Genomic DNA, 26,398 nt, shown 5'->3' with positions numbered 1-26,398 from the left:
AGTGGAGGGTACCGGGTTGTGGGAAAGAAAAACACCGCGCACCCAGTCGGGGTGTGCGGTGTTTCAAGTATTGCTACGGGTTACGCAGTTTCTTGTGCGACGCCAGCTGCCTCTGCAGCCTCGAGCACCTCTGCCGAAACGCCCTCGCCGTCCGCTGGGACGATGTTGACGATGCGACGGTTGCGCTTAATGCCGAACTGGACTGCGCCAGCTGCAAGTGCGAACAGCGTGTCGTCGCCACCGCGGCCGACGTTGTCGCCTGGGTGGAACTTGGTGCCGCGCTGACGAACGAGGATCTCGCCCGCCTTTACCTGCTGACCACCGAAACGCTTCACACCGAGGCGCTTCGACTCTGAGTCACGACCGTTCGAGGAGCTTGATGCACCCTTCTTCGTTGCCATTGTCTATTTCTCCTTAGTGCAAGTCTTACTTGATAGCAGTGATCTTGATGGTTGTCTGTGGCTGACGGTGGCCCTGGCGGACCTTGTAGCCGGTCTTGTTCTTGTACTTCAGAATGTCGACCTTCTTACCTTTACCGTGCTCGACAATCTCAGCCTCAACAGAAACCTTGGACAAAGCATCAGGGCCTGCGGTGACATCCGCGCCATCGACGAGCAGAACCGGGGTGAGAGCAACCTTGTCGCCCGCTTCACCCTCGATCTTCTCGACCTTGACGAGGTCGCCTTCGGCAACCTTGTACTGCTTGCCGCCAGTCTTGACGATCGCGTACATAGAGGGTTACCCCTTATCTAAACTCGTTGTGTCTCCCCGCATGCTCAGAAGACAGTTGGTACAGTTCTCTAGCGCTTTGTGGCCTTTCGCGTTCCACCGTGCCTGCATGCGTAAACGGCGCGGCTTCACAGCCCAAAACAGCGACTGTCAAATACTACACAGAAGCGGGTGCGATTATCAAACCGCACCCGCTTCCCTCTACTTCGAAGAGGTTCGGCGTGTCGCCCGTCGACGCCTGCGCCGCGCGCTCGCCTTCGACTCCTGTTTCTTGCCCATCGGCTTGGACGTCTTTGGCTCTGCTTCCTTCACCTTGGACACCTTCGGCTGCTCCTGCTGCGGCTGGGAGGTCTTCCGCACTGCGCGGCGACGCCCACGTCGACGGGGAGAATCCGTCACCTTCACTGCAGGCGTGTCCGGTGCTTCCTCGCGAGACGCTTGCTTCTCAGCCTCCTGTACCGACTCCTTGGTGTCGAAGTCCTCACGCTTCGGCTTGTAGTCGGAACGGGAGTTGCCACGAGTCGCCCGCTTGCGGCGCGGAGAACGCTCGAAGACCTCGAGCGCTTCCTCGTACGTCTGCTCAGGCTTCGGCGTCTCCTGGTCCTGCTGGCGCTCCTGCTGGTTTTCCGGCTGCTCCTGTTGTTCCTGCGCGCGCCCACGGCCACGCCCAGTGCCCCGGCGGCCACGGCGGCGAGAACCGGACTCGCGCTTCGCCGACCCGCCTACCGCAGGCGGCCTCGGCTCATTGTTCTCCTCGTGGCCCTCCTGGTCGTCATGGTCCTCGGAAACCACCGATCCCACCAGCTCGTCGATAGCCTTCTCATCCAGCTTGTTGCGGCGCTTTTCCTCCGCCTTCTTGTTAGAACGCTCACCGTTCGACTTCCCGCGCTTCTTACCGCGCCCACCGCGGTGCTGCAGGTCGTCCTCCTCCGGGTTGTACGTCGCGTGCTCGACGGGTTCCTCGGTGATGATCACACCTCGGCCGCCGCAGCACTCGCACGGCTTTGAGTAGGTCTCCAGCAGTCCTTCACCGAGCTTCTTGCGCGTCAGCTGCACCAGGCCAAGCGACGTCACCTCGGACACCTGGTGGCGCGAACGGTCGCGGCCCAGCGTTTCCTTCAGGCGACGCAGCACCAGCTCCTTGTTCTCGTCCAGGATCATGTCGATGAAGTCGATGACCACCATGCCGCCAATATCGCGCAGGCGCAGCTGGCGAACCACTTCTTCGGCGGCCTCCAAGTTGTTCGCGGTGACTGTCTCCTCGAGGTTGCCGCCGGAACCAGTGAACTTTCCGGTATTGACGTCGATCACCGTCATGGCCTCAGTGCGTTCGATGACGAGCGTGCCGCCAGACGGCAGCCACACCACGCGGGCAAGTGCCTTCTGCACCTGCTCGTCGATGCGGTGCTCCGCGAAGGCGTCGGCACCGTCGTGTTCGGAACGGTCAAACTTGGTCACGCGGTCCAGCAAGTCAGGTGCGACGGACTGCAGGTAGGCGTGCGCAATGTTGTAGGACTTCTTGCCATCGATGATCAGCTCGGAGAAGTCTTCGTTGAAGACGTCGCGGACCACACGGACGATCAGGCGTGGCTCCTCGTAGAGCTGCACCGGGCGCGAGCCCTTACCGGACTTCGCGGCTTGCGCCTTCTCCTGCACCATCTCCCACTGCTTATGCAGGCGCTGGACGTCCTCGGCAATCGCTTCCTTCGACATACCCTCGGCCGCCGTGCGAATAATCGCACCACCCTTACCAGGCACGACCTCGTTGAGAATCCCCTTGAGGCGCTTGCGCTCGGTGACAGGCAGCTTGCGGGAAATCCCAGCGTTACGGCCCCCCGGCACGTAGACCAGGAAGCGTCCGGCCAGCGAAATGTGGGTGGTCAGGCGAGCACCCTTGTGCCCGTTGATGTCCTTCGAGACCTGCACCATGACCTGGTCGCCGGACTTCAGCGCGTGCTCGATCCTGCGCTTCTTACCCCCAAGCTTCGCCGCCTTCCAGTCGACCTCGCTGGCGTAGAGCACTGCGTTGCGCCCAGTTCCGATGTCGATGAACGCCGCCTCCATTCCCGGCAGCACGTTCTGGACGCGGCCCATGTAAATGTTGCCAATGATCGACGCGTTGTCGTCCGTCGACACAAAGTGCTCCGCAAGCAGCCCATCTTCCAAGACCGCTACCTGCGTGATGCGGCCCGGGCCATCGTTACGCTCACGCTCGCGCACCACCATAGTGCGGTGCACCGACTCGCGGCGAGCAAGGAACTCCGCCTCAGAGACAATGCGGGAGCGCTGGCGCTCCGCTTCTCGACGCTCACTCCGCCGACGACGCTGCGCCTCCAGACGGGCGGAACCGCTGATCCCCTTCGGCTCATCGATGACCTCAACCTTAGGCTCCTCGGGCTTCGGCGCCTCGTCCTCTCCGCTGCTCTCGGGTGCGGTATCGGCCTCCGCTTCCCTCGGCTCGGATGTACGGACTGCGCGGCGGCGCTTCTGCCGCGTCGGAGCCTTGAAGATCGGCGCGTACTCGACCGTCGCATCTTCCTCTGGTTCTGCTTCTTCCTCAGCTTCCGGCTCTGGTTCCGGTTCCGATGCTGGTTCCTGCCCCGGCTCGTCGGCCTCCTCATCAGCGGACTCGAAGGTAGCATCCACCTTCTCCTCGATCTGGTGGATTTCGTTCTCCACGTCCTTGCGCACCCGCTCGCGGATCTTTTCGTCGCTATTGTCTTTCGACTTCTTCGACTCAGCCTTATCCGTTGGCTGCTGCAGCGCATCGATGACCTTTTCGGCTTCCTCCCGCGTAATCGAGGACTGCGCAACCTTTGTAATTCCCATCTCGGTCAGCGCGACTACAACGTCCTTCGACGCCACCCCCAACGCCTTCGCGAGCTGAAATACCCGCATCTTGTCTTTCAGGGTGGATCGATCAAAGTCCTGAATTTCGGTATGAGATTTTTTCGCCACGTACGTGCTCCTATATTTTCGCATCTGCAAGCGGGGTCAACCGGGCGCGAAGCCGTTGCCGCTGCCACACGGCTGACACACATTCCTACAGAAAGTTGTAAAAAGCTTGCCCCCATTGTGACACACCACGCCGACTGTGCCTATTTCAGCACCGCCGCGCGTGACCATCCAACCGTTCGGCGCACCACAATGAAATAGTTCCCAAGCTCGGGAACTATTTTGCGTTTTGGGCCTGCTCCCGTCGACCAACGCATCTGTATCCCCAAGTCACAACACTTGTCTACGAAAATCGTTCCCACCATCCAGGAAATCGCGGGAACTTTTCGGCAGGAGGGGAGAGCGGCAACACAACAAAACCGCCCACCCTGCCATACGCAGCAGAATGGGCGGCCGAAGTGTGGTTCTTACTTGTTCGGGAACCAGATAGCGATCTCGCGCTCGGCGGACTCTGGAGAGTCGGAGCCGTGGACGACGTTCTCGCCGACGGTGAGGGCGAAGTCACCGCGGATGGTGCCTGGGGTCGCCTTGGCGACCGGGTCGGTGCCGCCTGCGAGCTGGCGCCACGCCTCGATGGCACGCTCGCCCTCGACGATGCCAGCGACCAGCGGAGCGGAGGTGATGAACTCGACGAGCTCACCGAAGAACGGCTTGTCCTTGTGCTCTGCGTAGTGCTTCTCGGCGGTCTCGCGGTCTGCGGTGCGCAGGTCCATCTCGACCAGCTTGAGGCCCTTGCGCTCGATGCGGGAGATGATCTCTCCGACGTGGCCATTTGCAACGCCATCTGGCTTAATCAAAATGAGTGTACGTTCAGTCATGGTTTCCTACCCTACTAAACAACAACCACCGGGTGTGAACATCTTGTTACGGGGGTGATTAAAGTTTGCCCCATGGCATATGACAGTCCCCTGCCACCGATTCCGGATGTCGGCACGCGAGCGAGTTCCATCACCGAGTTGTTGTTCGGCGATCTTGGCGAGTACGGGTCCGCGCCTGCGCTCACGGAGGTTGAGACGGGGCGCAGCGTGACCTACGCGCAGCTTCACCAGGACGTGTTGGCGCTCGCCGCGACGTTGCGCCGCCGCGGCATCGGGCCCGGGGATTGTGTGGGGGTGCAGCTGTCGAACGGTATCGACTTTGCTGTTACTTTTCTCGCGGTGGTGCACGTGGGGGCGTCGGCAAGTTTGTTGGGCACGAGTCTCACCGCTGCCGAGCGCGACCACCTCTGCGCACTCGCCGATGCCTCAGCGCTTATCGACGCCCCCATCGCCCCCACCGAACCTCTCGAACCCAGCGACTCTCCCGCCAGGCCCGAGAATGTCGCCGCCGTGGCGTTTTCCTCTGGCACCACCGGCCTGCCGAAGGCCGTCGAGCTCACCCACCGCAACCTGTGCGCGAACATGCTGCAGTTCTCGACCGCGCTGCGTGCAAGCGGCATCGGCGCTGGCACACCGACGCTGGCGCCGCTGCCCTTCGCCCACATTTATGGTTTGAACACGCTGTTGTTGTCGTCGTTGTACGCGCGCCACCACATTCACACGATGGCGGCGTTTGACCTGAACGTGTTCATTGCGGCGCAGCGCAAGCACCGTATTGAGTTAGGCTTTATTGCGCCACCCATTGCGCTTGCGCTCTCCCGCCACCCGGAGGCAACCGCGGAGGCGTTTGCGGATTCCCGGTTCATGGTGTGCGGCGCCGCCCCGCTGGATGCCGCGCTGGCGGACACCGTTGAGAAGCGCCTCGGCACGGTGATTCTGCAGGGCTACGGCACCACGGAGACTTCGCCGGTGACCCATGTGGGCATCGCCGGGAAGTCGAAGCCGGGCTCGATTGGGTTCGCGGTGCCGAACACACAGTTCCGCATCGTCGACCTTCGCGACGGCCACGACGTCGCCCCTGGCGAACCCGGCGAATTGCTCATCCGGGGACCACAGGTGATGCGAGGCTACCGCAACGACCCTGAGGCAACCCGTGCGACGCTGACTGATGGGTGGCTGCACACTGGGGACATCGTCACGCTGGCTGAGGACGGTACCGTCTACATCGTCGACCGGGCAAAAGAAGTGATTAAATACAAGGGGTTCCACGTCGCCCCCGCCGAGCTCGAGGCGCTGCTGCGCACTCACCCCGCGGTTGCCGACGCCGCCGTCGTCCGCCATATCGTGCGCACCCACGGCGTCGATTGCGAGGTCCCGCGCGCCTGCCTCGTCGTCGCTGACGGCGCAACGCTGGGCCGCGAGGAGATCATGGCGTGGGTCGCCGAGCGGGTAGCCGGATATAAAAAGATCCATGAAGTCACCTTCACGGATCACATCCCCCGCAACGCGGCGGGCAAGATCTTACGGCGTGAGCTCTAGTCGGCGTCCAGGTGCTGCGTGGTCAGGTAGCCACCGCGCATGCGCTGGACGATCTCCGAGCGCAGTTTCACGATGAAGAACCACACCAGGCCGAACATCAGGCCCACCACCGTGACCGACCAGTGGACGAAGAACCCGAAGATAAGCGGAACCTGCAGAGCCAGGTTGATCCACATCGCGCCCGGCACCTTCTGCGCGAACGCCATCACCGCGTGCGCAACGCCAATGACCGTGATGTAGACCCAGTTGAACGTGGTCCAGTAGGCGCCACCGTCGACTTTAAGAATCACGAGCAGGATGAGCAGCACGGTGATCGACTCCATGAGCAGCGTGCCGGAGAGCACCCCGCGCAATCCAGCGATCGGATCCTTGACCGGCTCGTGCCCGAGCCCGAGCGGGCTGATCGGCGTTTGGCGTTTCTCTCTGCTCACTCTGGGTCCTTTCCAAACATGGTGCGGGCCTCCCCCGCGGTCACGACCGAACCGGTGATGATCACGCCGGAACCCGACTGCACGCCAACCTCCGCCAGTGCGTCCTCGGCCAGCTCCACGGCCAGCTCATAGGCCGACGGCAAGTGCGGCTGCACGTGTACGCGCTCGTCACCGAAGATGGAGCGGGCGATCTCGGCGAGATCCTCGGCCTCCATCGCGCGCGGCGAGGAGTTCTGCGCGATGACCACTTCCGTCAGCGCCGGTTCCAGCGCCTGGAAGATGCCGGCGGCGTCCTTGTCGCCAAGGATGCCCAGTACGCCGATGAGGCGGGTGAAGTCGAAGTCGTGCTGCAGCGCCTCCGCGAGGGCAGTTGCGCCGTGTGGATTGTGGGTGGCATCGATAAACGTGGTGGGCGTTGCGCGCACTCGCTCAAGCCTGCCTGGCGAGCGCACTGCCGCGAAGCCTTCTCGCACCGCATCTATGTTGAGTGGGTGCTCCGCGTGCGCGCCGTGGAACGCCTCAACAGCCGCGAGCGCAACGGCCGCGTTGCGCGCCTGGTGCGGGCCGGACAGCGGCAGGAAGACGTCCTCGTAGCTGCCAGCAAGCCCGCGCAGACGCAGCTGCTGTCCGCCGACGGCCACCCCGGCTTCCTCGACGCCGAACTCGGAGCCAAGGCGCGCCACCGCGCTACCGACCTTCACGGTCTGCTCCAGCACCACCCGCATGGCTTCCGGCTGCTGGTCCGCAATCACCGTGACGGAGTTCGGGTTCGTGATGATGCCAGCCTTCTCGCCCGCAATCTGCTCGATCGTGTCGCCGAGGTACTGCGTGTGGTCAATGCCGATCGGCATGATGACGTTGACGTCTGCCTCAATCACGTTGGTCGCGTCCCAGCGGCCACCCATGCCGACTTCCACCACGGCGATGTCCACCGGGGCGTCGGCAAACGCGGCGTACGCGATACACACCATGGCTTCGAAGAAGCTCAGTGGCTGGCCGAAGTGATCGTCGGCCATCGCGAGGTAGGGCTGGATCTCCTCGTAGATGCGTACGAAGTCCGCGGGGTGGATCGGCTGGCCGTCGATCCCGATCCGCTCGGTGATCAGCTGCAGGTGAGGGCTCGTCGTACGCCCTACCCGGTGCCCGAGGCTGCGCAGCAGCGACTCGATCATCCGGGTTGTCGACGTCTTCCCGTTCGTCCCCGCGACGTGAATCGCCTTGAAGGAACGTTGCGGGGAGCCCAGCAGGTCCATCACATAGTCGACGCGCTCCAGCGTCGGGTCGATCTGGGTTTCGCCCCAGCGTTCCTCGAGCTCCCGCTGGACTTCGCGCAGCGCTGCAAGATCTTCGGGCATGACCTCGCGCGCGACGGTGTCTTCCGTGTCCTCCGTCTGCGGCGCGCCCAGGTTTAGGCGCAGCCCGGACTCCTCAACGGAGATGTCGAACTGCTCTGGCAGCTCCGGAAGCTCCGGCAGGTCAGCATTGTCCGCCATCTACGCCTCCGGCAGCTGTTCCAGGCGCGCCGTCACACGTGCGAATTCTTCCTTCGCGACCTGCTGGCGCACCTTAATCTTCTCGACAACCTGCTCCGGCGCGTTGGCCAGGAACTGCTCGTTGCCGAGCTGACGGCCAGTGGTGTCGAGCTCCTTCTGCGCCGCCGCGAGTTCTTTCTCCAGGCGCTTGCGCTCGGCAGCAACATCGACAGTGCCGGAGGTATCCAGCGCCACGTCAAGCGTCGCCTGGCTCAGGCGCATCTCAATGCTTGCCGACGCCGCAAAGCCCTCAGCAGGCGCCTCTACCCGCGCGATATCGCGGATGACGTTCTCAAGGCCAGCCAGGTCCGCCTTGGCAAAGTCGAGCTTCGCCGGCACCTTCTGGTTCGGCTTCACGCCCTGGTCCGCGCGGAAGCGGCGCAGCTCGGTGATGAGCTTGATGGAGTCCTGGATCCTGCGGCGCGCCACATCATCCGTATCGACGCCACCGTTGGTGTCCTCCGCAGTCGGCCACGGGGCCTGCGTAATCGAAGGCTGCTGCGTCAACGCGGTCCACAGGACCTCGGTGATGAACGGCATGGTCGGGTGCAGCAGGCGCAGCACCACGTCGAGCACGCGGCCGAGCACGATCTGCGTGTTCCGGCCCTGCGCAGTCTCGCCCTCGCGCGGGATCTGGGTTTTTGCGATCTCCAGGTACCAGTCGCACAGTTCGTCCCACGCGAAGTGGTAGAGGTCCTCGTTTGCCTTCGCGAACTGGTAGTCGTCTAGGTAGGCGTCAACCTTCGCCCGGACTTCCTCGGCGCGGTCCAGGATCCAGCGGTCGGCATCCGTGAGCTCTTCGCGTGCCGGGAGCGGGCCGACGGCCGCGCCGTTCATCAGGGCGAAGCGCGTCGCGTTGTACAGCTTGGTGGCGAAGTTGCGTGCGGAGGTTGCGTTGTCCTCACCAATCGGCAGGTCCACGCCCGGGTTCGCGCCACGAGCAAGTGCGAAGCGCAGCGCGTCAGCACCGTAGCGCTCCACCCAATCCATCGGGTCGATACCGTTGCCCAGGGACTTCGACATCTTGCGGCCCTTCTCGTCGCGAACCAGGCCGTGCAGGTACAGGTCCGTGAACGGGATGATCGGGCGGCCATCGTTGCCCTCGCCGAGAATCTCCGGGGTGTTCTTCCCAGCAAAAGTGCCGAACATCATCATGCGTGCGACCCAGAAGAACAAGATGTCGTAGGCCGTCACCAGCACGGACGTCGGATAGAACTTCTCCAGATCCGGGGTCTTCTCCGGCCAGCCGAGCGTCGAGAACGGCCACAGCGCAGAGGAGAACCAGGTGTCCAACACGTCCGGATCCTGCGTGTAGCCAGTCGGCGGCTCCTCGTCGGGGCCGACGCAGACCACTTCGTCATTCGGCCCGTACCAGATCGGAATACGGTGGCCCCACCACAGCTGGCGCGAAATCGTCCAGTCGTGCATGTTGTCCACCCAGTCGAAGTAGCGCTTCTCCATCGATGCCGGGTGAATCTTCGTATCGCCGTTGCGGATCGCATCGCCGGACATCTTCGCCAGCTCTTCAACCTTGACGAACCACTGCAGGCTCAGGCGTGGCTCAATCGGTTCACCGGAGCGCTCCGAGTGGCCCACCGAGTGCACGTACGGGCGCACCTCCTTGACGATGCGCCCCTGCTCCGCCAGCGCCTCGCGCACCGCCACGCGCGCCTCTTCGCGGCTCATACCGTCAAACTTGGTGCCGGTATCGGCGATGTGGCCGGTCTCGTCCATGATGATCGGCATGTCCAGGTTGTGACGCAAGCCCATCTCGTAGTCGTTCGGGTCGTGCGCAGGCGTGATCTTCACCGCGCCGGTGCCCAGTTCCATATCGACGTAATCGTCGGCAATCACCTGAATCTTCAGGTCATCGCGGAACGGGTGGTCGAACTCCTGGCCAACCAGGTCCGTGTAGCGCTCGTCGTCCGGGTGGACGGCAATAGCGACGTCGCCAAGCATGGTCTCAACACGGGTCGTGGCAACGACCAGGTGCGGCTCGTCGTCGTTGAGCGAGCCGTAACGGATGGAGACGAACTCGCCCTCAACGTCCTTATAAACGACCTCAATGTCGGACACCGCGGTCTCTAGGACCGGCGACCAGTTCACCAGGCGGTAGTCGCGGTAGATCATTCCGGCGTCATACAGCTGCTTAAAGATGGTCTGCACTGCGCGCGAGAGGCCGTCGTCAAGGGTGAAGCGCTCACGCGACCAGTCGACGGAGTCACCGATAGCCCGCATCTGCGTGGTAATCGTGCCGCCGTACTGGTGCTTCCACTCCCACACCTTGTCCACGAACTCTTCGCGGCCATAGTCGTAGCGGTCCTTGCCTTCCTCGGCCTTCAGCTTCGCCTCGACCTTCGTCTGCGTAGCGATGCCCGCGTGGTCCATACCCGGCAACCACAACACCTCGTAGCCCTGCATGCGCTTGCGGCGCACCATAACATCAATGAGCGTGTGGTCCAGGGCGTGGCCCATGTGCAGCTGCCCCGTCACATTCGGCGGGGGCAGCACCACAGAATAAGCAGGCTTGTCCGAGGAAGCGTCGGCGGTGAAGTATCCCTTCTCCACCCAGCCCTCGTACAAAGCCTGCTCGTGTTCGCCGGGCTCCCAAGACTTCGGGAGCGCATCGGCTCGGTTCTTGCCTACCAAATGTTCAGTCGCGTCAGTCACGGTTGACTATCTTAGCCATCAACCTCCGGTAGGCGCGACCGGTTAGAAAAGCTTGGAGGCAATCTCCCACTCGCCGCGCATCGCTTCGACGTTCTTGTCGATGCGCTCGCGCTGGAAGTCGCTGATCTCCAGCCCCTCGACGACCTCCCACTTGCCATCGCGGCCAATCACCGGGAAGCCGAAAAGCAACCCCTCCTCGACACCGTACTGGCCGGTGGAAGGCAGCGCTGCCGTCGTCCACTTGCCGTCGGTGCCGTTGACCCAGTCACGCATGTGGTCAACTGCCGCAGACGCAGCCGAGGCCGCCGAGGACTTACCGCGAACCTCGATGATTTCGCCACCGCGCTTGGCAACGCGCGGGATGAACTCGTCGACGTACCAATCGCGGTCCAGCTTGTCGGCAATCTTCTCGCCGCCGACCTCCGCGTAAGTCACGTCCGGGAACTGGGTATCCGAGTGGTTGCCCCACACCACCATCTTCTCGATGGTCGACGACGGCACCCCAAGCTTCTGTCCCAGCATGGACAGCGCACGGTTCTGGTCCAGGCGCATCAAGGCGTTGAAACGCTCAGCCGGGACATCTGCAGCGGCCTTCGCAGCAATGCGCGCGTTCGTGTTCGCCGGGTTACCAACGACGAGCACACGGATATCGTCCGCGGCACCAGCGTTGATGGCTTTGCCCTGCTCGACGAAGATCTTGCCGTTTGCGGTAAGCATGTCCGCGCGGGACTCGCCCTTACCGCGCGGCTTCGCGCCGACCAGAAACGCAGCGTTCGCGCCCTCGAACGCCTTGTACTGGTCATCCGAAACGTTGATGCCGGTCACGAGCGGGAAGGCAGAGTCGTGCAGCTCCATTGCGGTGCCTTCCGCCGCGCGGACCGCTGCCGGGATCTCAAGCAGCGTCAGCTCAACCGGCTGATCCGCACCGAAGACGTCGCCGGAGGCAATACGCCACAGCAGTGAGTACGCAATGTTGCCTGCTGCGCCGGTGACAACGACTTTAACGGGAGTGGAAGAATGGTGTGTCATAGAAAAACCTCGGGTCTATAGAGTGCGGTATCTGACATTCAAAGTATAGGTAGTACAAGTGACACACTACCCCCGAAATCGTGCATACCCTCCCCCTTTTAGGTCTAAAACGCATGTTGCGCCAGACAAATCCCCGTTTTACGGCGTACGAGTTCATAAATGGTGGCATCATAGTGGAAAGTAGATGACACCAATAGGCCAGTAGTCACGCACTTCCAGCGAATCAGGAGCGGATACAACGATGGACTTCCCCACCGACCCCACCTCGGCGAGCATCAAAACGCCGGAGCCTGATATCAACGCGGAAATCGACAGTGTCGTCGACATCGCGCTCGACATGTTCGCGCGTGGTGGCTTCTCCCAAACCAAACTGGGCGCCATCGCGAAGGAAACGGGGATGTCGAAGCGGATGATCCATTACCATTTCGGCGATAAGAAGGGCCTCTACGCAAAAGCGATCAGGCGCGCACTCGAGCGCTTGGCACTCCCCGAGGAAGTACTGCAGCGTTCGTATGCCGTCCCGGTTGACGGCATGCGCCGCTTCGTGGACGCCATGTTCCACTCATTCCAGGACAACCCCGAAGCCGTCCAGCTGTTAATTCGTGAACAGCTGGAGCCGGTCATCGAGGATGCCTCGGCAGACATTGTGCACGGTCGCAGCGAGATCACGCTCCACGTTGAGCGCCTCCTACTCGTGGGCCAAGACGCCGGCGCGTTCCGCCCTGGCATCTCAGCAGACGACGTCCTCGCGCTGCTCACCGCGCTGAGCACGCTGCGGATGTCGGGCAACGCGGCGTCGATAATCACTTCTCACTTAGACCTCGACGAGCCTCGTAACGTCGAGGGGATGCGGCGCATGGTGATCGATAGTGTGCTGGCGTTTTTGACGTCCAACCTGGCGCCGTCGGGCTACGAAAGCTACCTCGAGGCCGCCGCACCGCTAGCCAGCGAAGGCACCGGCACCAGCGACGACCTCTACGACATCTACTAGCTGCGACGAGGCGAACCTACGCCGAGCGCTGCCCCTCTTCTTCCACGAACTGTGGCTCAGCGGTGCCACGCACCACGTCGCCGTTAATGACGACTTCGCTGACGTTCTCGCGATCAGGCAGGTCGTACATGATGGGTACGAGCACTTCCTCCATGATGGCGCGCAGGCCGCGGGCGCCGGTGTTGCGCTCGGCGGCGCGGTCCGCGATCTCCTTGAGCGCGTCCTCGGTGAGCGTGAGCTCGGCGCCGTCCATCAAAAAGAGGCGACTGTACTGCTTGACCAGGGAGTTCTTCGGCTCGGTAAGCACGCGCACCATCGCCTCGCGGTCAAGGTTTTCAACGTTCGCGATGATCGGCAGGCGCCCAATGAACTCAGGAATCAGGCCGAACTTCACCAGGTCCCCCGGCTGCACCTTTGCCAGCATGTTAGCCTCGTCGCGTTCCTGCTTCGAGTCGATTTCCGCCCCGAAGCCGATGCCCTTCTTGCCGACGCGCTCCGCGATCACCTTATCCAGCCCCGCGAACGCACCGGCGACGATGAACAGGATGTTCGTCGTATCGATCTGGATGAACTCCTGGTTCGGGTGCTTCCGCCCTCCCTGCGGTGGCACGGACGCGACGGTGCCCTCCAGGATTTTCAGTAGCGCTTGTTGCACGCCCTCGCCGGAAACATCGCGGGTAATCGACGGGTTCTCGGACTTGCGCGAAATCTTGTCCACCTCGTCGACGTAGATAATGCCGTGCTGCGCCCGGTTGACGTCGAAGTCGGCCGCCTGCAGCAGCTTCAGCAGAATGTTTTCGACGTCCTCTCCGACATATCCGGCCTCGGTGAGGCTGGTGGCGTCGGCAATGGCGAACGGCACGTTGAGCATCCTGGCGAGCGACTGTGCCAGGTACGTCTTGCCCGAGCCCGTCGGGCCAAGCAGCAAGATGTTCGACTTGGCGATCTCTACTTCTTCATCGCGCTTCCGGTTCGTCACATTCTCGGACTCGGCGCGGATGCGCTTGTAGTGGTTGTACACCGCCACCGCGAGCGTGCGCTTCGCCGCATCCTGCCCGATGACGTACTGGTCCAGGAACGTGGTGATCTCGCTCGGCTTCGGCAGGCGATCCGCCGCTACATCCTGCTCAGACTGCGCCCCGCCGAGCTCCTCCTCAATAATTTCGTTGCACAGCTCGATGCACTCATCGCAGATGTAGACTCCGCCACCAGCAATGAGTTTGCGAACCTGCTTCTGCGTCTTGCCACAAAAGGAGCACTTCAACAGGTTTGAGGTGTTTTGGGATGTTGCCATAGATGCGTTGGACTCCAACTTCTTCGTCTCGCCTAAGGGTTGATCTTAGAGCTTAGCTGGTACGTCAAACTCGCACACTCTCGCACATGTTCGCTGTTCGAGGCACAATGGGGTGCATGACGCATATACATACAGTGGAATACGGCAATAAAGACAACACCAGCACCGTCGTGCTGCTCTCTTCCATCGCGACGACGCACGAGTCCTGGTCGAAGCAGATCCCTGAGCTGGCGAAGCACCACCGGGTCATCGCCGTCGATCACCGCGGCCACGGCGGCTCCGAGGTAGCTGAGGCAGCGCCCGGCACCGCGACCGTGAAACTGCTCGCACAAGACATTCTGCAGGCACTCAACCGCGAAGGCGTTGACCGCTTCAGCGTGGTCGGGCTTTCGCTCGGCGGCGCCATCGCACAGTGGCTCGCGGCGTATAGCGGGCGCGTCGACAAGGCGGTCTTCGCCTGCACCGCAACCTACCTCGGCGGAAACGACCAGTGGGACGAGCGCACCCGCATCGCGCGCGAGGAAGGCATGGGTCCCATCGCCGACATGCTGATCCCGAACTGGTTCACCCCCGAATTTATCGACGCCCACCCAGGGGAAGTCCAGCGCATCCACGACATGGTCAGCGCCATCGACCCCGAGGGATACGCCCAAAACGGCGACGCCCTGGCGAAGTGGGACTTCGCCTCCCACCTTGACCAGATCACCTGCCCGGTACTGACCATCGCGGCCACCGGTGACGCCGGCACCGGCCCGGACAAGCTCGCCGAAATCGCCGACGGTGTTGCCGGTCCTGTGGAGTCCGTGGTCATCGAACCAGGCTCGCACCAGGTGCCCATTGAGAACCCCGCGCCCTTCAATGCAGCGCTGCTGAAGTTTTTGGGCTAAGATTTGTCGGCTACGCTAGACGCAGAAGTCTGTCAGAAAGGATCCCCAGTGATGAACACCCGGCCCAAACTTGTGCTTGCCGCACTTTTGACGTGCACGACGCTGCTGGCCGGATGTAATTCGTCGCCGGAGGATCGCTTGGCGGAGCCGCACGTGACGTTCCCGGCGAAGGAGACGTCGACAAGCCCGACGCCCGACGAGGACGATGACGAGGACGCGACCGAAACCGAGACCTCCACTTCGACGAAGACCTCAACGAGCACGTCGAAGAAGAGCTCCAGCTCATCGAGCTCATCAAGCTCCTCGAAGAAGACGAGCTCCTCGGATAGCAGCCGCGATGATGAGCCCGCAGCGGCACAGCCTGCGGAGCCTGCCCCGCAACACGGCGCGGCGTGTGCGTGGCCGAAGCAGGGCCAGCAGTCCGCGAGCGACGAGTACAGTACCTTCTGCGACGGCGACTGGGCCCGCACGGTGATGCCGAACGGCCAGGAGTATTTCTGGGCCTCCAACGGCAACTCGTGGGCCTCCGTCGACCCCGTCGGCGAGCACGAGGGTAACGCCTGCTGGGACCGCAAGGACTTCGCCTCCGCACCGGCCGCAGTTCGCGACGCGGTCCCGTACTGCCCTTAAGCGCGTACCGCCTCCACCGGCTCCTTCACGACGACTGGCTTCGCCGCCGGGGCACGCAACCCCACCAGGGCAACCGCGCTCAGCACGAACACGGACGCCGCGACGATGAAGAGCCCACGTGGCCCCAAGCCGTCTTCGGCGAGGTAACCAATCAACAGCGGGCCGCACACAGACCCAACCCGGCCAACAGCCAGCGCCACGCCGACGCCGGTAGCCCGCAGGTGCGTCGGGTAGGACGCAGGGGTCACCGTGTACATGCCGGTGACGCACGCGTTCAGCAACATGCCGACCAGCACCCCGAACGGGAACGCAACAAATGATGCGCCCGCGGAGAAAATGAAGGCTACCAAGGCACCCGCCCCACCAATTGCGAAGGCGATGAGCAGCACGCGAGCATCTACGCGCGTGGTGAACAGGCCGAAGATCAACGAACCGATCGTGCCGCCGAACGCAATCATGATGCCGCCGAAGATACCCTGCTGCGCTGACAGCCCGAGCTCGTTGAGCAACTTGGGGGTCCAACTGTTCGCAAAGGCGAAACCGAAGCTGATCAGGGAGAATGCGATCCAGATTCGAACGGTCGTCGGCAGCCATACCTTGGAGACAATCGTTCGAAGGGCGCCTGCTGCGGACGTCGGGGCGCTCGTCTGGGTTGGGAGCACCGCTCCCCCATGCCCGATGCGGAGCGCGATGCGCTCGACGCTCGTGGCATCCCCGCGGCTCGCAAGCACATCCACCGACTCAGGCAGCAGCGCGGTGGCCAGCGCCAGCGCTACAGCAGACAGCGTCGCGCCTGCGAAGAAGATCCACTGCCACCCGTGTGTGTCCACAACCTTGGATGCGAGCACGCCACACAGTGTCGCACCGATGCCGTAGCCTGACGCGTAGATAGCCATCGCCAAGCCACGGAAGCGGTCGTTTGCGTATTCGCTGACCAACACGGTCACGCACGCGAGCACACCGCCCACGCCCACGCCGGTGACGAAACGCCACACAATGAACGCCGCGGTGCTCCCCGCGAAGCCCGACAGCACCAGGCCCACGGTGTCAATCAGCAGCGCCACAAGAATCACGTTTCGACGCCCCCATCGGTCGCCAGCCGGTCCGAAGATCGCCGCAGAGAGCACCCACGCCGAGCAGCGCCGCAGAGAGCACCCACCCCAGCAGGGAGGAGCCAATGGCGAACTCCTCCGCCAGGTGCGGTGCCGCGAATGCGGTTGCGACAAGGTCATAGCCGTCAAGGGCGTTCAAATAGGTAATGACGGCAATGATGAGCCACTGGTAGGGGCTCATCCGCCGAGTATTAATGGAGGTTCTAATGTCCACTGTGCTCTTTCCTTTATCTTCACGTCTCGTGTTTTCGCAGATGTGTGAAGAATGTACCGCACGGTCTGTCTATTTGTGCCCTTTTAATCACACTTCTCAGGCGCACAAAAAGACGCCACCCCGGTTACCCGTGGTGGCGTCGATAAACTGAGTCGCTCTAGCCGTTCAGCTTGCGGTAATCAAAGACCTGATCGATGATGCCGTACTCGACAGCTTCCTGCGCAGTAAGGATCTTGTCGCGGTCTGTATCGATGCGAACCTGCTCCGCAGTGCGACCAGTGTGGTGCGCGAGCGTGTCCTCCATCAGGCGGCGCATGCGCTCGATCTCGTTGGCCTGGATCTCAAGGTCAGAAACCTGGCCCTGGGTGCCCTGCGTGGCGGGCTGGTGAATCAGCACCCGCGAGTTCGGCAGCGCTGCGCGCTTGCCCGGAGCACCCGCGGCAAGAATGACCGCCGCAGCGGACGCAGCCTGGCCAAGGCACACTGTCTGAACATCAGGACGGACGTACTGCATGGTGTCGTAAATCGCCATGAGCGCGGTGAACGAGCCACCTGGCGAGTTGATGTACATCGTGATGTCGCGATCCGGGTCCTGGGACTCCAGCACGAGCAGCTGCGCCATGATGTCGTTCGCGGAGGTGTCATCGACCTGGGTGCCAAGGAAGACGATGCGCTCCTCGAAGAGCTTGCCGTACGGATCGATCTGCTTCGTGCCGAAGGAGGTCTCCTCCAAGAACTGTGGCAGCACGTAGCGGGAGGAAGGCATTTGGAAAGACATACGTATATTCTCCTGTCTACTTAGTTGCTGATCGAGCCCTGGGCGCTCTCAATAACGTGGTCCACGATGCCGTACTCCATTGCTTCGTGGGCCGTGAACCAACGGTCACGGTCGGAGTCCTTCGTGATCTGCTCGAAGGTCTGGCCGGTGTGCTCAGCGATAAGCTGCGCCATCTCGCGCTTCGTTGCGGCGAACTGCTCAGCCTGGATAGCAATGTCAGCAGCGGTACCGCCGACGCCTGCGGACGGCTGGTGCATCATAATCCGTGCGTGCGGCAGCGCGTAACGTTTACCCTTCGTGCCGCCGGAAAGCAGGAACTGGCCCATCGATGCCGCCAAGCCCATGCCGTAGGTCGCGATGTCGCACGGGGAGTACTTCATCGTGTCGTAAATCGCCATGCCTGCGGTTACAGAACCACCCGGGGAGTTGATGTACAGCGAAATGTCGCGAGTCGGGTCCTCCGCGGACAGCAGCAGGATCTGCGCGCACAGCTTATTCGCAATCTCGTCGTCAACCTGCTGGCCCAGGAAAATAATGCGCTCGCGCAGCAGGCGCTCATAGACAGAATCACCCAAGTTCATGCCCTGCGATGGGGATGTCATAAAAATGGCTCCTTCGTGGTTCAAACTCTTTTATGTAGCGTCAACAATGCCACCACCCTACTCCGATAGTCCACTTTGCACGGGGTTGTTCGCTGATGGCGTACACATGCATTCTGGCTTCGTGGCGGAGAATAAAATGCCCCGGCGAACGCACAGCATGTGTGCATCACCGGGGCGTTTTGCCAAACGATTTAGCCTTCGGAAGCCTCTGCCTCTTCCTCTTCAACCTCACCGAAGTAGTCATTCGGGTCGACGGTCTCACCCTTGTCGTCCTTGACGGAGACACGGCAGATAGCGGTTGCAAGTGCCTTACCGCGGCGGACGTCCGCGAACAGGTTGCCGATCTGGCCTGCCTGCTGCAGCTGCGCCACGAACTGGTTCGGATCCATGCCGTAGGACTGCGCAGTGAACAGGATGTGGTCGGTCATCTCCTGCTGGGAAACCTCAGGCTCCTCCTGGTCAGCGACAGCGTCCAGGAACAGCTGGGTGCGGACAGCGGACTCGGCCTGCTCATGGTTCTTCTTGTCGAACTCCTCGCGGGTCATGCCCTGAGCCTCGAGGAACTGTGCAACAGCTGCCTCGTCGTGCGCCAGCTGGCCGAGCATCTGGTGGAGCATGTTGTGCTCCTGCTCCTCGACGATGGACTTCGGAAGCTCAAACTTGGTCTCCTCGAGCGCGGCCTTCAGCACCTCGTCGCGGATGTCAGCTGCCTGCTGGGTCTTCTTGTCCTCAGCGAGCTGCTCCTTGGTGGACTCGCGAAGCTCCTCAGCGGTGTCGAATTCAGATGCCATCTGCGCGAACTCATCATCGAAGTCAGGGAGCTTGCGCTCCTTCGACTGCTGGACGTGCACCTTGATGGTGGCTTCCTTGCCCTTGTGCTCGCCGAATTCGATGGTGGCGGTGAACTCGTTGTCCTCGCCGGTCTTCATACCGCGCAGCGCGGTGTCGAGGCCCTTAATCAGGTCGTCCGAACCGATCTGGTAGGTCAGACCCTCGGTGGAGGCCTCCTCAACCTTCTCGCCGTCGACCTCAGCGTGCAGGTCGATGACTGCGAAGTCGTCGGTCTTCATCTTGCGCTTGGTGTCCTTCAACTCACCGAAGCGCTCGCGGAGCTGGTCGATCTCCTTGTCGACGTCCTCGTCGCTGACCTCGAGGGCCGGAACGGTGACGTCAATCTTGGAGAAGTCAGGGACAGTAATCTCTGGACGGACGTCGACCTCTGCGGTGAACTCGACGACGTCGTTGTCCTCGATCTTCGTGATGTCGATTTCCGGCTGACCGATCGGATTCAGACCGTTTTCCAGGACAGCCTTCTCGTAGCGGGTTGGCAGCATGTCGTTGACAACCTGCTCCAGGATCGGGCCACGGCCGAAGCGGGCGTCGATCAGCTGGCGGGGAGCCTTACCGCGACGGAAGCCAGGAATGTTGACCTGCTGCGCAATTGTCTTGTACGCCTGGTCGATTTCCTTGCCGAGCTCATCGAAAGGAACGCTGACGTCCAACTTGACACGAGTCTCACTGAGCTTGTCGACGGAAGTCTTCACGGATTACTCCTGTATTTAATCGGGTAAATGGTACGAATATGTAAACAAGCCCGCTATTTCTAGCGGGCTTGTTGATGTCGGGGCGACAGGATTTGAACCTGCGACCCCCTGCTCCCAAAGCAGGTGCGCTACCAAACTGCGCCACGCCCCGCGAATGATTGCTCATTGCGACGTTGGCAACTATAACCATTCGCTCACGCAATACGCAAATCCACAGTTCATCACAGCTATTGGGCTGCACTTGAACAAACAAAAACGCGGCCACACATCTCGTGCAACCGCGTTCATTCGTATTGTATTTGGAGGGAATGACGGGAATCGAACCCGCGTCTTCAGCTTGGAAGGCTGAGGTATTAGCCACTATACGACATTCCCACTCCACCAAAAGGCGTTGGGCGCAAGTGTAACCCACGGCCTACTTCCAGACAAAACCATGCGCTTAGCGTGGAACTTTCTTCCCTGCGTATGCGTTGCACCTTGTAAGTACCGATTCTTTCATGGCCGATCCCGAAGGAGCTTTCTACAGCTATGAACCTCATTTTGATCCTCGCCATCGTTGGCGCTGCCGTATACCTGATCAAGAGTCGCCAGAGCAGCTCAAACAACCAGCGGGAGCAACTCCAGCTTGAGGACGCCCTCGCGGACGCGCGTCGCTGGACGGAGCGTCTAGGCTCGCAGGTCCTGAGCATCTCCGGTACCGACGCCGCATCGACCCAGGCGATGGCGGACGCTTCCGAGCGCTATAACGCCGCAAGTGGCGCGCTTGGCCAGGCGACGACGCCGAAGCAAGCGATGCTTGCCCGCGAGTCTGCGTTGGAGGGCCTGCACTACGTCAAGGCAGCTCGCGAGATCATGGGCCTGCCAGCCGGCCCTGAGCTTCCAGAACTGGAGGGTCAGCGCCGCGCAGGCCGAGTCACTGAGGAGCGGACGATCCGCCAGGAAGACGGCACCACAGTCACTGCCTCCCCGTACGCGTCGGAGCGAACGCCGAACTACTACCCCGGGGGTGTGGTCGCCGGCCGCCCGGTGCCCGCGGGCTGGTACTCCACCGCGTGGTGGGCGCCCGCGATGATGACCGGCATGTGGGCCGCAAGCTCGATGATGTTCTACTCGGCGATGTTCGCCGGCATGGCTGGCACGCCGTCACCCGAAGCGTTTGAGGCCGGAGACTTCGGTGACGCCGGTGCAGGAGATCTCGGCGATATGGGTGACGCAGGAGCGATCGGCGACGCCGGCGAGATGGGCGACATGGGCGATGCCGGTGGCGAGGGCTTGTTCGGTGACGGCGGTCTCTTTGGCGACGGCGGCAGCTTCGACTTCGGGGGATTTGACTTTTAATCCAGGCCAGTGCGCTAGAATGCCTACCGTTTAGCACCCCACCGTAATAAGGAGCGTTTCGTGAACATTGCTGTGTTGCTGAAAGAGGTCCCGGACACCTACGGCGACCGCGACCTGAATCTGGAAACCGGCCTGACCGACCGCTCCGGTGACGTTGTCGCTGACGAAGTCTGCGAGCGTGCCGTCGAAGCCGCGATGCGGCTAAAGGAAGCCCACGGCGACGAAGAAACAACCGTTGACCTCATTACAGTGGGACCAGAAACGGCGCACGCCAGCGTGCGTAAAGGTATCGCGATGGGCGCTGACGATGCCTACATCATTGCCGACGACGCGCTGCTCGGCGCGGACGTGACACTGACGGCAGAGGTGCTCGCAGCGGCCCTGCGTAAGCAGGATTATGACCTGGTGGTGCTCGGTACAGCTTCCTCGGATGGTGGTGGCGCCGTCATGGCCGGGCTGCTCGCTGAGCTGCTCGGGTGGCCAGCAATTGCGAATGCCACCGACGTCACGCTTGATAGCGAGACGGTGACAGCCACGCAGGTCAGCGATCACGCCACGTTGACCCTCGAGGCGCAGCTCCCGGCGCTGGTGGCGGTCTCAGACGAATACCCGGATGCGCGCTTCCCCAACTTCAAGGGCCTGATGGCGGCAAAGAAGAAGGAACTCCACACACTGACGTTGGCGGAGCTCGGCGTCGACGCGGAAGATTTCGCACGGCCGCGGGCGATCATGGTGGACGTCGAAAAGCGTCCTGCGCGCGAGCGCGGCGAAATCATCGACTATGGCCCGAACGCTGTTGCCCAGCTGGTCGACTTCCTCGCAGAGAAGCACTACATCTAACCGCCGAACGAACGCACACGCTTGAAGGACCTTGAAGGATACTGACATGGCAACCTCTCCCCGCACAGTTTTGGTCGTGCTCGATGCAACGCACGACGACCAGCTTGACCCCACCGCCGCCGAACTCATCGGTGCGGCCACGCCTCTAGGGACTCCGGTCGTGCTCACCACCAGCCCGGCGCACACCGAGGCGCTCGGCGAGCTCGGCGCAGCAGTGGTGCTCACGGCGAACATCGACACACAGCAGCAGGCTGTCCCCCTTGTCGACGCCGCCGAGGCCGCGTTCAACGCCACTGATCCGGCGGCCATCATCCTCGCCCACTCCGTCCGAGGCCGCGACGTGGCGTCCCGTCTGGCGGTGCGCAAGGGCAAGGCGCTCCTGACCGACGCAATCGATGTTCGCCGCGACGACCAGGGCATTGTGACGGACCACGAAAACTACGGTGGTGCCTACACCGCCACAGCCGCGGCCACCCACTCGGCGCCGATTATTACGGTGCGCGTCGGCGCGATCGATCGCCGCGCGACTGCCACGTCGCCCGAGGTCCACGAACTGGACGTCACTGCGTCCGGCACGCGCGCAGCAACGGTGACGTCGGTGACGCCGGTGGTACGCACGTCGACGCGCCCTGAGCTGCTCACCGCAGACCGTGTTGTCGCAGGCGGCGTCGCCTTGGGCGATGCGGACATGTTTGAGCAGCTTGTGGGCGGGCTCGCCGACGAGCTCGGCGCTGCAGTCGGCGCGACGCGCTCCGCCGCGGACGAGGACCAGATCAGCCACGATGCCCAGATCGGTCAGACCGGTGTCGTGGTCAGCCCGAAGCTCTACATCGGCATCGGTATTTCCGGCGCGGTGCAGCACCTCGTAGGCATGCAGACGGCCGACACCATCATCGCGATCAACAACGATGAGGACGCCCCACTGTTTGATATTGCGGACTTCGGCATCATCGGCGATCTCTTCGACGTTGTGCCGGAGCTCATCGAGCAAATCGCCGCTCGCCGCGGCTCGGAGGCGTCTGAGTAATGCAGGTGCACCTTCGTCGCGGCCTGCCCCGTGGAGCGGACGAGCAGCCCTGGCCACCAGTTGATACCGTCACGGTCGATCCCGACCCGGATGTGACGGGCGCTCTCGCAGGCGCCTCAGCGGTCCCTACCGCCGAGCCCGCCGACAACGTATCGACGCCCCTTCGTCGCGGCCTGCCTCGAGTCCCAAACGGCCAATCGTGGCCACCCGCGGACTCGGTCGCAGTCGCCACGGACCCGAACGTGCAGCAGGTCTTCCCGGCGGTAACAGAACGCACCGCCCCTAAGCAGCTGGCAGCAGAGCAGCCAACTGAGACACTGACGACAGTCGCGGTGCGCCAGGGTCTGCCTCGCACGACTGGCGCCGACCCATTCCCGCCTGTCACCAGTGTGGACGTCCCAGAGGACGCCGCGGTGGCGGTTCCACCGCTGTACGGTGCATCGAGTCAGCCTGCGCAGCAGGCTCCCGAGCCCGCAGCCGCGTCCGCGCCGCAGCCAACCCAGCCCATGCCCCCAAAGTCGGCCACGCAGCCTGCGCCTGCGCCGACTCAAACTCGAATGCGTCGCTGGTGGGTGTACGGCGGCGTCGCGTTGCTTGCTGCGTTCGTGGTGGCAATCCTGGTTGCACGGTGGTTCGTCGACACGCCGACGGGCAGTAGCTTCATCGAGCGCTACACCGGCCAGCAGCCTCTACCGGAAGGCGCGCCCGTCGGACTGCCGGCATGGCTGGGGTGGTCGCACTTCTTCAATATGCTCTTCATGGCGCTCATCATCAAGACTGGTATGACCGTGCGCCACGAGCGCAAACCCGAGGCATACTGGGCGCCGCGCAAGAACCCCAAGAAGAAGATTTCGCTCACCCTGTGGTTGCACCTCACGATTGACGTGCTGTGGGTGGCGCTTGGCGTGGCGTTCTACATCGTCCTGTTCGCCACCGGCCAGTGGATGCGCATCGTGCCCACGAGCTGGGAGGTCATCCCGCAGGCAATTTCCGCTGGCATCCAGTACCTCAGCCTGGACTGGCCGACGGAGAACCCGTGGGTGCACTACAACGCGCTGCAGGAGCTTTCATATTTCGCGGTGGTATTCATCGCTGCTCCGCTAGCAATCCTCTCCGGCGCTCGCATGAGCGAGTGGTGGCCGAAGTCCTGGACGTTCTTCCCATTGAAGGCGGCGCGTGCCATCCACTTCCCCACCATGCTGTTCTTCGTGCTGTTCACCGTCGTACACGTCTTCCTGGTGCTCACCACGGGCCTGCGAAGGAATATGAACGCGATGTTCGCCGCGTCCGGCGACGTCAACCCAGATGTGTACGGCACGAGCTGGACCGGCGTGATCCTGTTCCTCGTTGCAGCGGCCGTTATCGCGGTGGTGTGCAAGCTAGCACGTCCCGCGCTGGTTGCCCCGGTGGCGCAAGCGACTGGCAAGGTGACGAGCCGCTAGAGTGAAGCGCATGGTACCCATGTTTGCGCTTCACGACGGCACATCAATCCCCCAACTCGGCTACGGCCTCCACCGCGTAGACCCGCAGGAGGCCGAGCGACTAGTCAGCGAAGCGTTGGAGGCCGGTTACCGGCACTTCGACACAGCCCACATTTATGGGAACGAAGAGGGCGTCGGCAAGGCAATCGCGAAGTCGGGCATCCCGCGCGACGAGCTGTACATCACCACGAAGCTGTGGAACAACCGCCACCACGACGCTCCGGCGGCGCTCGAGGAGTCGCTGGAGAAGCTCGGGCTTGACCACGTGGACCTCTACCTCATTCATTGGCCGCTACCAGGCCAGGGTGCCTACGTGGATGCTTGGAAGTCCCTCATCAAACTCCGGGAGGCCAAACTCACCACCTCAATCGGCGTCTCGAACTTCCTGCCTGAGCACATCGAGCAAATCGAGATGCACACCGACGTCACCCCCGTGGTCAACCAGGTAGAGCTGCACCCGCTGTTTCAGAATTGGAAAGAGCTCGACGCGATGCGCGTGCACAACATCGCCATCGAGGGGTGGGCACCGCTCGGCGGCGGCGCCTACGACCTGACGGACTTCCCCGAGATCACCGATGCCGCCGAGGCACACGGCAAAACGCCAGCGCAGGTGGTACTGCGCTGGCACTTACAAAACGACGTGATCGTGTTCCCCAAGACCACGTCTGTGGAGCGGATGCGTGAAAACATGGATATCTTCGACTTCACGCTCAGCCCCGAAGAAATGTCCGCCATCGTCGCGCTCGACGAGGAGGAGTTCGGGCGCCACGGCCCGCACCCCGCGGACTACGAAGAGCTGGGTTAGAGAGCTGGGGCTTCGCCAGTCTCCTCGTACTTGGACAGGATGTCGATGCGGCGCTGGTGACGCTCCTCGTTGCTCCACTCCTGGCCGATGAACGCGTCGACGATCTTCAGCGCTTCTTCCTCGGTGTGCATGCGCCCACCGATACCGATGAGCTGCGCGTTGTTGTGCTCGCGTGCCAGGCGCGCGGTCTCCTCAGACCACGCCAAGGCGCAGCGAGCGCCCTTCACCTTGTTCGCGGCGATCTGCTCACCATTGCCAGAGCCGCCCAACACGATGCCGAGGGAGCCTTCGTCCGCTACCGTCCGCTCAGCTGCGGCGATGCAAAACGCCGGGTAGTCGTCGAGGGCGTCATACTCGTGCGCACCACAGTCGATGACTTCGTGGCCCTGCTCCTCCAGGTGGGCCTTAATCTGATTCTTTCGTTCGAAACCGGCATGATCTGCCCCAAGGTAAATACGCATGCGCTCTACCCTACCTTCCTGCTAGCTCACCTGCGGCGGTTCCGTGCGGGAACGCTTCAGTTCGAAGAAGTAGGGGTATTCGCTCAGTGCCAGGGAGGCGTCGAAAAGCTTGCCTGCCTCCTCACCGGTTGGGACGCGGGTGATGACCGGCCCAAAGAATGCGGTGTCTCCGAGCTTGACCACCGGGGTGCCCACCTCGTCACCGACGGCGTCCATCGCACCCTGGTGGTAGGTGCCCAGCAGCTCCTCCATCTCGTTCGTGTTGGCGACGTCGGCGTAGCTGGCGTCGAGACCTACCTCTTCGAGTGCTGCCGCGATGATCTCGTCGTAGGCGCCGTAGCCCTTCTTTCCGCCCTGCTCCCCGGCGTGAATGGCGGTGCCCATCGCGGTGTAGAGCGCGTCGATCTTCTCTGGGTGGTCGCGCTTCACCGCTGCGAACACGCGCGCGGGACCCCAGTTGGCCTCCATCATCTTGGCGTAGTCGGCGGGGATGTCGCGGCCGTCGTTAAGAATGGACAGTGACATCGGCACCCACTCGACCGTGATGTCACGGACCTTTTCTACTTCCTTCATCCAGCGCGAAGTGAGCCAGCAAAATGGGCAGCTTACGTCGAACCAAAAGGTAACTGGTGCAGTCACAGAATCATTCCTCCATTCGTTCCGGAAATTATGCAGCCACCATAGCGAAAAA

The 26,398-nt window shown here is 62.4% G+C and carries 25 protein-coding genes and 2 tRNA genes; 9 read left to right on the top strand and 18 right to left on the bottom strand.

Features of this window, described 5'->3' with window-relative positions:
* Positions 1 to 80: 80 nt before the first annotated feature.
* The 4 genes from rpmA to ndk all read right to left on the bottom strand — a co-directional run bounded on the left by rpmA (position 81) and on the right by ndk (position 4,502).
* Positions 81 to 401: a 50S ribosomal protein L27 gene (gene rpmA / locus BJP08_RS00460; protein ID WP_071567666.1), complete on the bottom strand. Its 321-nt coding sequence runs from the start codon at positions 399 to 401 to the stop codon at positions 81 to 83.
* Between the two features lie 25 nt (positions 402 to 426).
* The gene (rplU, locus tag BJP08_RS00455; RefSeq protein ID WP_071567665.1) at positions 427 to 732 is read right to left on the bottom strand and encodes a 50S ribosomal protein L21; all 306 of its coding nucleotides are present in this window, start codon (positions 730 to 732) and stop codon (positions 427 to 429) included.
* A gap of 198 nt (positions 733 to 930) precedes the next feature.
* On the bottom strand, positions 931 to 3,627 hold the full coding sequence (locus BJP08_RS00450) for a translation initiation factor IF-2 N-terminal domain-containing protein (protein WP_255364709.1): 2,697 nt from the start codon (positions 3,625 to 3,627) through the stop codon (positions 931 to 933).
* A 464-nt stretch (positions 3,628 to 4,091) separates the two neighbouring features.
* Positions 4,092 to 4,502 (bottom strand): nucleoside-diphosphate kinase, encoded by a 411-nt coding sequence (gene ndk, locus BJP08_RS00445; protein WP_071566515.1) that lies wholly within the window; start codon positions 4,500 to 4,502, stop codon positions 4,092 to 4,094.
* Between the two features lie 72 nt (positions 4,503 to 4,574).
* Between ndk and BJP08_RS00440 the strand changes: the two genes are divergently transcribed.
* Positions 4,575 to 6,041, top strand: a complete 1,467-nt coding sequence (locus BJP08_RS00440; protein ID WP_071567663.1) for an AMP-binding protein — start codon at positions 4,575 to 4,577, stop codon at positions 6,039 to 6,041.
* Here the strand turns inward: BJP08_RS00440 and BJP08_RS00435 are convergent.
* Genes BJP08_RS00435 through BJP08_RS00420 form a run of 4 tightly spaced genes read right to left on the bottom strand, consistent with a single transcriptional unit; the run spans position 6,038 to position 11,703 of the window.
* A complete protein-coding gene (locus BJP08_RS00435; RefSeq protein ID WP_071567662.1) occupies positions 6,038 to 6,472 on the bottom strand; it encodes a DUF4233 domain-containing protein in 435 nt (144 codons plus the stop codon). The two genes, BJP08_RS00440 and BJP08_RS00435, sit on opposite strands and share 4 nt — an antisense overlap.
* Positions 6,469 to 7,965 carry a folylpolyglutamate synthase/dihydrofolate synthase family protein gene (locus tag BJP08_RS00430; RefSeq protein ID WP_071567661.1) on the bottom strand — a complete coding sequence of 499 codons (1,497 nt, stop codon included), beginning with the start codon at positions 7,963 to 7,965 and terminating at the stop codon, positions 6,469 to 6,471. The genes BJP08_RS00435 and BJP08_RS00430 overlap by 4 nt, the downstream gene beginning before the upstream one ends.
* A complete protein-coding gene (locus BJP08_RS00425) occupies positions 7,966 to 10,674 on the bottom strand; it encodes a valine--tRNA ligase (RefSeq protein ID WP_071567660.1) in 2,709 nt (902 codons plus the stop codon).
* A 42-nt stretch (positions 10,675 to 10,716) separates the two neighbouring features.
* Positions 10,717 to 11,703 carry a malate dehydrogenase gene (locus BJP08_RS00420; protein WP_071567659.1) on the bottom strand — a complete coding sequence of 329 codons (987 nt, stop codon included), beginning with the start codon at positions 11,701 to 11,703 and terminating at the stop codon, positions 10,717 to 10,719.
* Positions 11,704 to 11,944: 241 nt separating this feature from the next.
* On the opposite strand from BJP08_RS00420, the gene BJP08_RS00415 reads away from it, so the two are divergent.
* Positions 11,945 to 12,694: a TetR/AcrR family transcriptional regulator gene (locus tag BJP08_RS00415; RefSeq protein WP_071567658.1), complete on the top strand. Its 750-nt coding sequence runs from the start codon at positions 11,945 to 11,947 to the stop codon at positions 12,692 to 12,694.
* Positions 12,695 to 12,710: 16 nt separating this feature from the next.
* Here BJP08_RS00415 and clpX read toward each other — a convergent pair whose 3' ends face one another.
* Positions 12,711 to 13,988 carry an ATP-dependent Clp protease ATP-binding subunit ClpX gene (clpX, locus tag BJP08_RS00410; RefSeq protein ID WP_071567657.1) on the bottom strand — a complete coding sequence of 426 codons (1,278 nt, stop codon included), beginning with the start codon at positions 13,986 to 13,988 and terminating at the stop codon, positions 12,711 to 12,713.
* Between the two features lie 116 nt (positions 13,989 to 14,104).
* Between clpX and BJP08_RS00405 the strand changes: the two genes are divergently transcribed.
* Complete coding sequence (locus tag BJP08_RS00405) at positions 14,105 to 14,875, top strand: alpha/beta fold hydrolase (protein WP_071567656.1); 771 nt, start codon at positions 14,105 to 14,107, stop codon at positions 14,873 to 14,875.
* A 51-nt stretch (positions 14,876 to 14,926) separates the two neighbouring features.
* Positions 14,927 to 15,505 (top strand): hypothetical protein, encoded by a 579-nt coding sequence (locus BJP08_RS00400; RefSeq protein WP_071567655.1) that lies wholly within the window; start codon positions 14,927 to 14,929, stop codon positions 15,503 to 15,505.
* Here the strand turns inward: BJP08_RS00400 and BJP08_RS00395 are convergent.
* From BJP08_RS00395 to BJP08_RS00370, 7 genes are all read right to left on the bottom strand, one after another.
* Positions 15,502 to 16,578: an MFS transporter gene (locus BJP08_RS00395; protein ID WP_255364706.1), complete on the bottom strand. Its 1,077-nt coding sequence runs from the start codon at positions 16,576 to 16,578 to the stop codon at positions 15,502 to 15,504. The two genes, BJP08_RS00400 and BJP08_RS00395, sit on opposite strands and share 4 nt — an antisense overlap.
* Complete coding sequence (locus BJP08_RS11800; RefSeq protein WP_255364705.1) at positions 16,553 to 16,831, bottom strand: hypothetical protein; 279 nt, start codon at positions 16,829 to 16,831, stop codon at positions 16,553 to 16,555. The genes BJP08_RS00395 and BJP08_RS11800 overlap by 26 nt, the downstream gene beginning before the upstream one ends.
* Before the next feature lie 157 nt (positions 16,832 to 16,988).
* Complete coding sequence (locus BJP08_RS00390; protein WP_070362028.1) at positions 16,989 to 17,609, bottom strand: ATP-dependent Clp protease proteolytic subunit; 621 nt, start codon at positions 17,607 to 17,609, stop codon at positions 16,989 to 16,991.
* Positions 17,610 to 17,629: 20 nt separating this feature from the next.
* Positions 17,630 to 18,211, bottom strand: a complete 582-nt coding sequence (locus tag BJP08_RS00385; RefSeq protein ID WP_071567654.1) for an ATP-dependent Clp protease proteolytic subunit — start codon at positions 18,209 to 18,211, stop codon at positions 17,630 to 17,632.
* 191 nt (positions 18,212 to 18,402) lie between these two features.
* Positions 18,403 to 19,755 carry a trigger factor gene (gene tig / locus BJP08_RS00380; protein ID WP_071567653.1) on the bottom strand — a complete coding sequence of 451 codons (1,353 nt, stop codon included), beginning with the start codon at positions 19,753 to 19,755 and terminating at the stop codon, positions 18,403 to 18,405.
* Positions 19,756 to 19,832: 77 nt separating this feature from the next.
* Positions 19,833 to 19,906: transfer RNA gene (locus BJP08_RS00375), tRNA-Pro, on the bottom strand.
* A 149-nt stretch (positions 19,907 to 20,055) separates the two neighbouring features.
* A tRNA-Gly gene (locus tag BJP08_RS00370) sits at positions 20,056 to 20,130 on the bottom strand.
* A 153-nt stretch (positions 20,131 to 20,283) separates the two neighbouring features.
* Between BJP08_RS00370 and BJP08_RS00365 the strand changes: the two genes are divergently transcribed.
* Genes BJP08_RS00365 through BJP08_RS00345 form a run of 5 tightly spaced genes read left to right on the top strand, consistent with a single transcriptional unit; the run spans position 20,284 to position 25,246 of the window.
* Entirely contained in the window at positions 20,284 to 21,093 is an 810-nt protein-coding gene (locus tag BJP08_RS00365; protein ID WP_071567652.1) for a hypothetical protein, read from the top strand.
* A gap of 60 nt (positions 21,094 to 21,153) precedes the next feature.
* Entirely contained in the window at positions 21,154 to 21,933 is a 780-nt protein-coding gene (locus BJP08_RS00360; protein ID WP_071567651.1) for an electron transfer flavoprotein subunit beta/FixA family protein, read from the top strand.
* 46 nt (positions 21,934 to 21,979) lie between these two features.
* Positions 21,980 to 22,960: an electron transfer flavoprotein subunit alpha/FixB family protein gene (locus BJP08_RS00355; protein WP_071567650.1), complete on the top strand. Its 981-nt coding sequence runs from the start codon at positions 21,980 to 21,982 to the stop codon at positions 22,958 to 22,960.
* Positions 22,960 to 24,402: a cytochrome b/b6 domain-containing protein gene (locus tag BJP08_RS00350; protein WP_071567649.1), complete on the top strand. Its 1,443-nt coding sequence runs from the start codon at positions 22,960 to 22,962 to the stop codon at positions 24,400 to 24,402. Before BJP08_RS00355 ends, BJP08_RS00350 begins: the two co-directional genes overlap by 1 nt.
* A 10-nt stretch (positions 24,403 to 24,412) precedes the next feature.
* On the top strand, positions 24,413 to 25,246 hold the full coding sequence (locus tag BJP08_RS00345; RefSeq protein WP_071567746.1) for an aldo/keto reductase: 834 nt from the start codon (positions 24,413 to 24,415) through the stop codon (positions 25,244 to 25,246).
* Here BJP08_RS00345 and BJP08_RS00340 read toward each other — a convergent pair.
* Complete coding sequence (locus tag BJP08_RS00340; protein WP_071567648.1) at positions 25,243 to 25,707, bottom strand: ribose-5-phosphate isomerase; 465 nt, start codon at positions 25,705 to 25,707, stop codon at positions 25,243 to 25,245. The two genes, BJP08_RS00345 and BJP08_RS00340, sit on opposite strands and share 4 nt — an antisense overlap.
* Positions 25,708 to 25,728: 21 nt before the next feature.
* On the bottom strand, positions 25,729 to 26,346 hold the full coding sequence (locus BJP08_RS00335; protein WP_071567647.1) for a DsbA family protein: 618 nt from the start codon (positions 26,344 to 26,346) through the stop codon (positions 25,729 to 25,731).
* Positions 26,347 to 26,398 lie beyond the last annotated feature (52 nt).

Origin of the sequence: Corynebacterium sp. NML140438 (assembly GCF_001875725.1) — a bacterium.
Taxonomy (GTDB): Bacteria; Actinomycetota; Actinomycetes; order Mycobacteriales; family Mycobacteriaceae; genus Corynebacterium.
The sequence above is the reverse complement of the archived record's forward strand: the minus strand, read 5'-3'. Positions and strand labels throughout refer to the sequence as shown.

Bases quoted from the DNA above. Each gene is read 5' to 3' on its own strand.
- BJP08_RS00400 (WP_071567655.1), top strand. From the start codon at position 14,927: ATGAACACCCGGCCCAAACTTGTGCTTGCCGCACTTTTGACGTGCACG.
- BJP08_RS00420 (WP_071567659.1), bottom strand. From the start codon at position 11,703: ATGACACACCATTCTTCCACTCCCGTTAAAGTCGTTGTCACCGGCGCA.
- BJP08_RS00385 (WP_071567654.1), bottom strand. From the start codon at position 18,211: ATGACATCCCCATCGCAGGGCATGAACTTGGGTGATTCTGTCTATGAG.
- BJP08_RS00405 (WP_071567656.1), top strand. From the start codon at position 14,105: ATGACGCATATACATACAGTGGAATACGGCAATAAAGACAACACCAGC.
- BJP08_RS00390 (WP_070362028.1), bottom strand. From the start codon at position 17,609: ATGTCTTTCCAAATGCCTTCCTCCCGCTACGTGCTGCCACAGTTCTTG.
- rplU (WP_071567665.1), bottom strand. From the start codon at position 732: ATGTACGCGATCGTCAAGACTGGCGGCAAGCAGTACAAGGTTGCCGAA.
- clpX (WP_071567657.1), bottom strand. From the start codon at position 13,988: ATGGCAACATCCCAAAACACCTCAAACCTGTTGAAGTGCTCCTTTTGT.
- BJP08_RS00345 (WP_071567746.1), top strand. From the start codon at position 24,413: ATGGTACCCATGTTTGCGCTTCACGACGGCACATCAATCCCCCAACTC.
- BJP08_RS00430 (WP_071567661.1), bottom strand. From the start codon at position 7,965: ATGGCGGACAATGCTGACCTGCCGGAGCTTCCGGAGCTGCCAGAGCAG.
- BJP08_RS00350 (WP_071567649.1), top strand. From the start codon at position 22,960: ATGCAGGTGCACCTTCGTCGCGGCCTGCCCCGTGGAGCGGACGAGCAG.
- ndk (WP_071566515.1), bottom strand. From the start codon at position 4,502: ATGACTGAACGTACACTCATTTTGATTAAGCCAGATGGCGTTGCAAAT.
- BJP08_RS00440 (WP_071567663.1), top strand. From the start codon at position 4,575: ATGGCATATGACAGTCCCCTGCCACCGATTCCGGATGTCGGCACGCGA.
- BJP08_RS00365 (WP_071567652.1), top strand. From the start codon at position 20,284: ATGAACCTCATTTTGATCCTCGCCATCGTTGGCGCTGCCGTATACCTG.
- BJP08_RS00340 (WP_071567648.1), bottom strand. From the start codon at position 25,707: ATGCGTATTTACCTTGGGGCAGATCATGCCGGTTTCGAACGAAAGAAT.
- BJP08_RS00450 (WP_255364709.1), bottom strand. From the start codon at position 3,627: ATGCGGGTATTTCAGCTCGCGAAGGCGTTGGGGGTGGCGTCGAAGGAC.
- rpmA (WP_071567666.1), bottom strand. From the start codon at position 401: ATGGCAACGAAGAAGGGTGCATCAAGCTCCTCGAACGGTCGTGACTCA.
- BJP08_RS00415 (WP_071567658.1), top strand. From the start codon at position 11,945: ATGGACTTCCCCACCGACCCCACCTCGGCGAGCATCAAAACGCCGGAG.
- BJP08_RS00355 (WP_071567650.1), top strand. From the start codon at position 21,980: ATGGCAACCTCTCCCCGCACAGTTTTGGTCGTGCTCGATGCAACGCAC.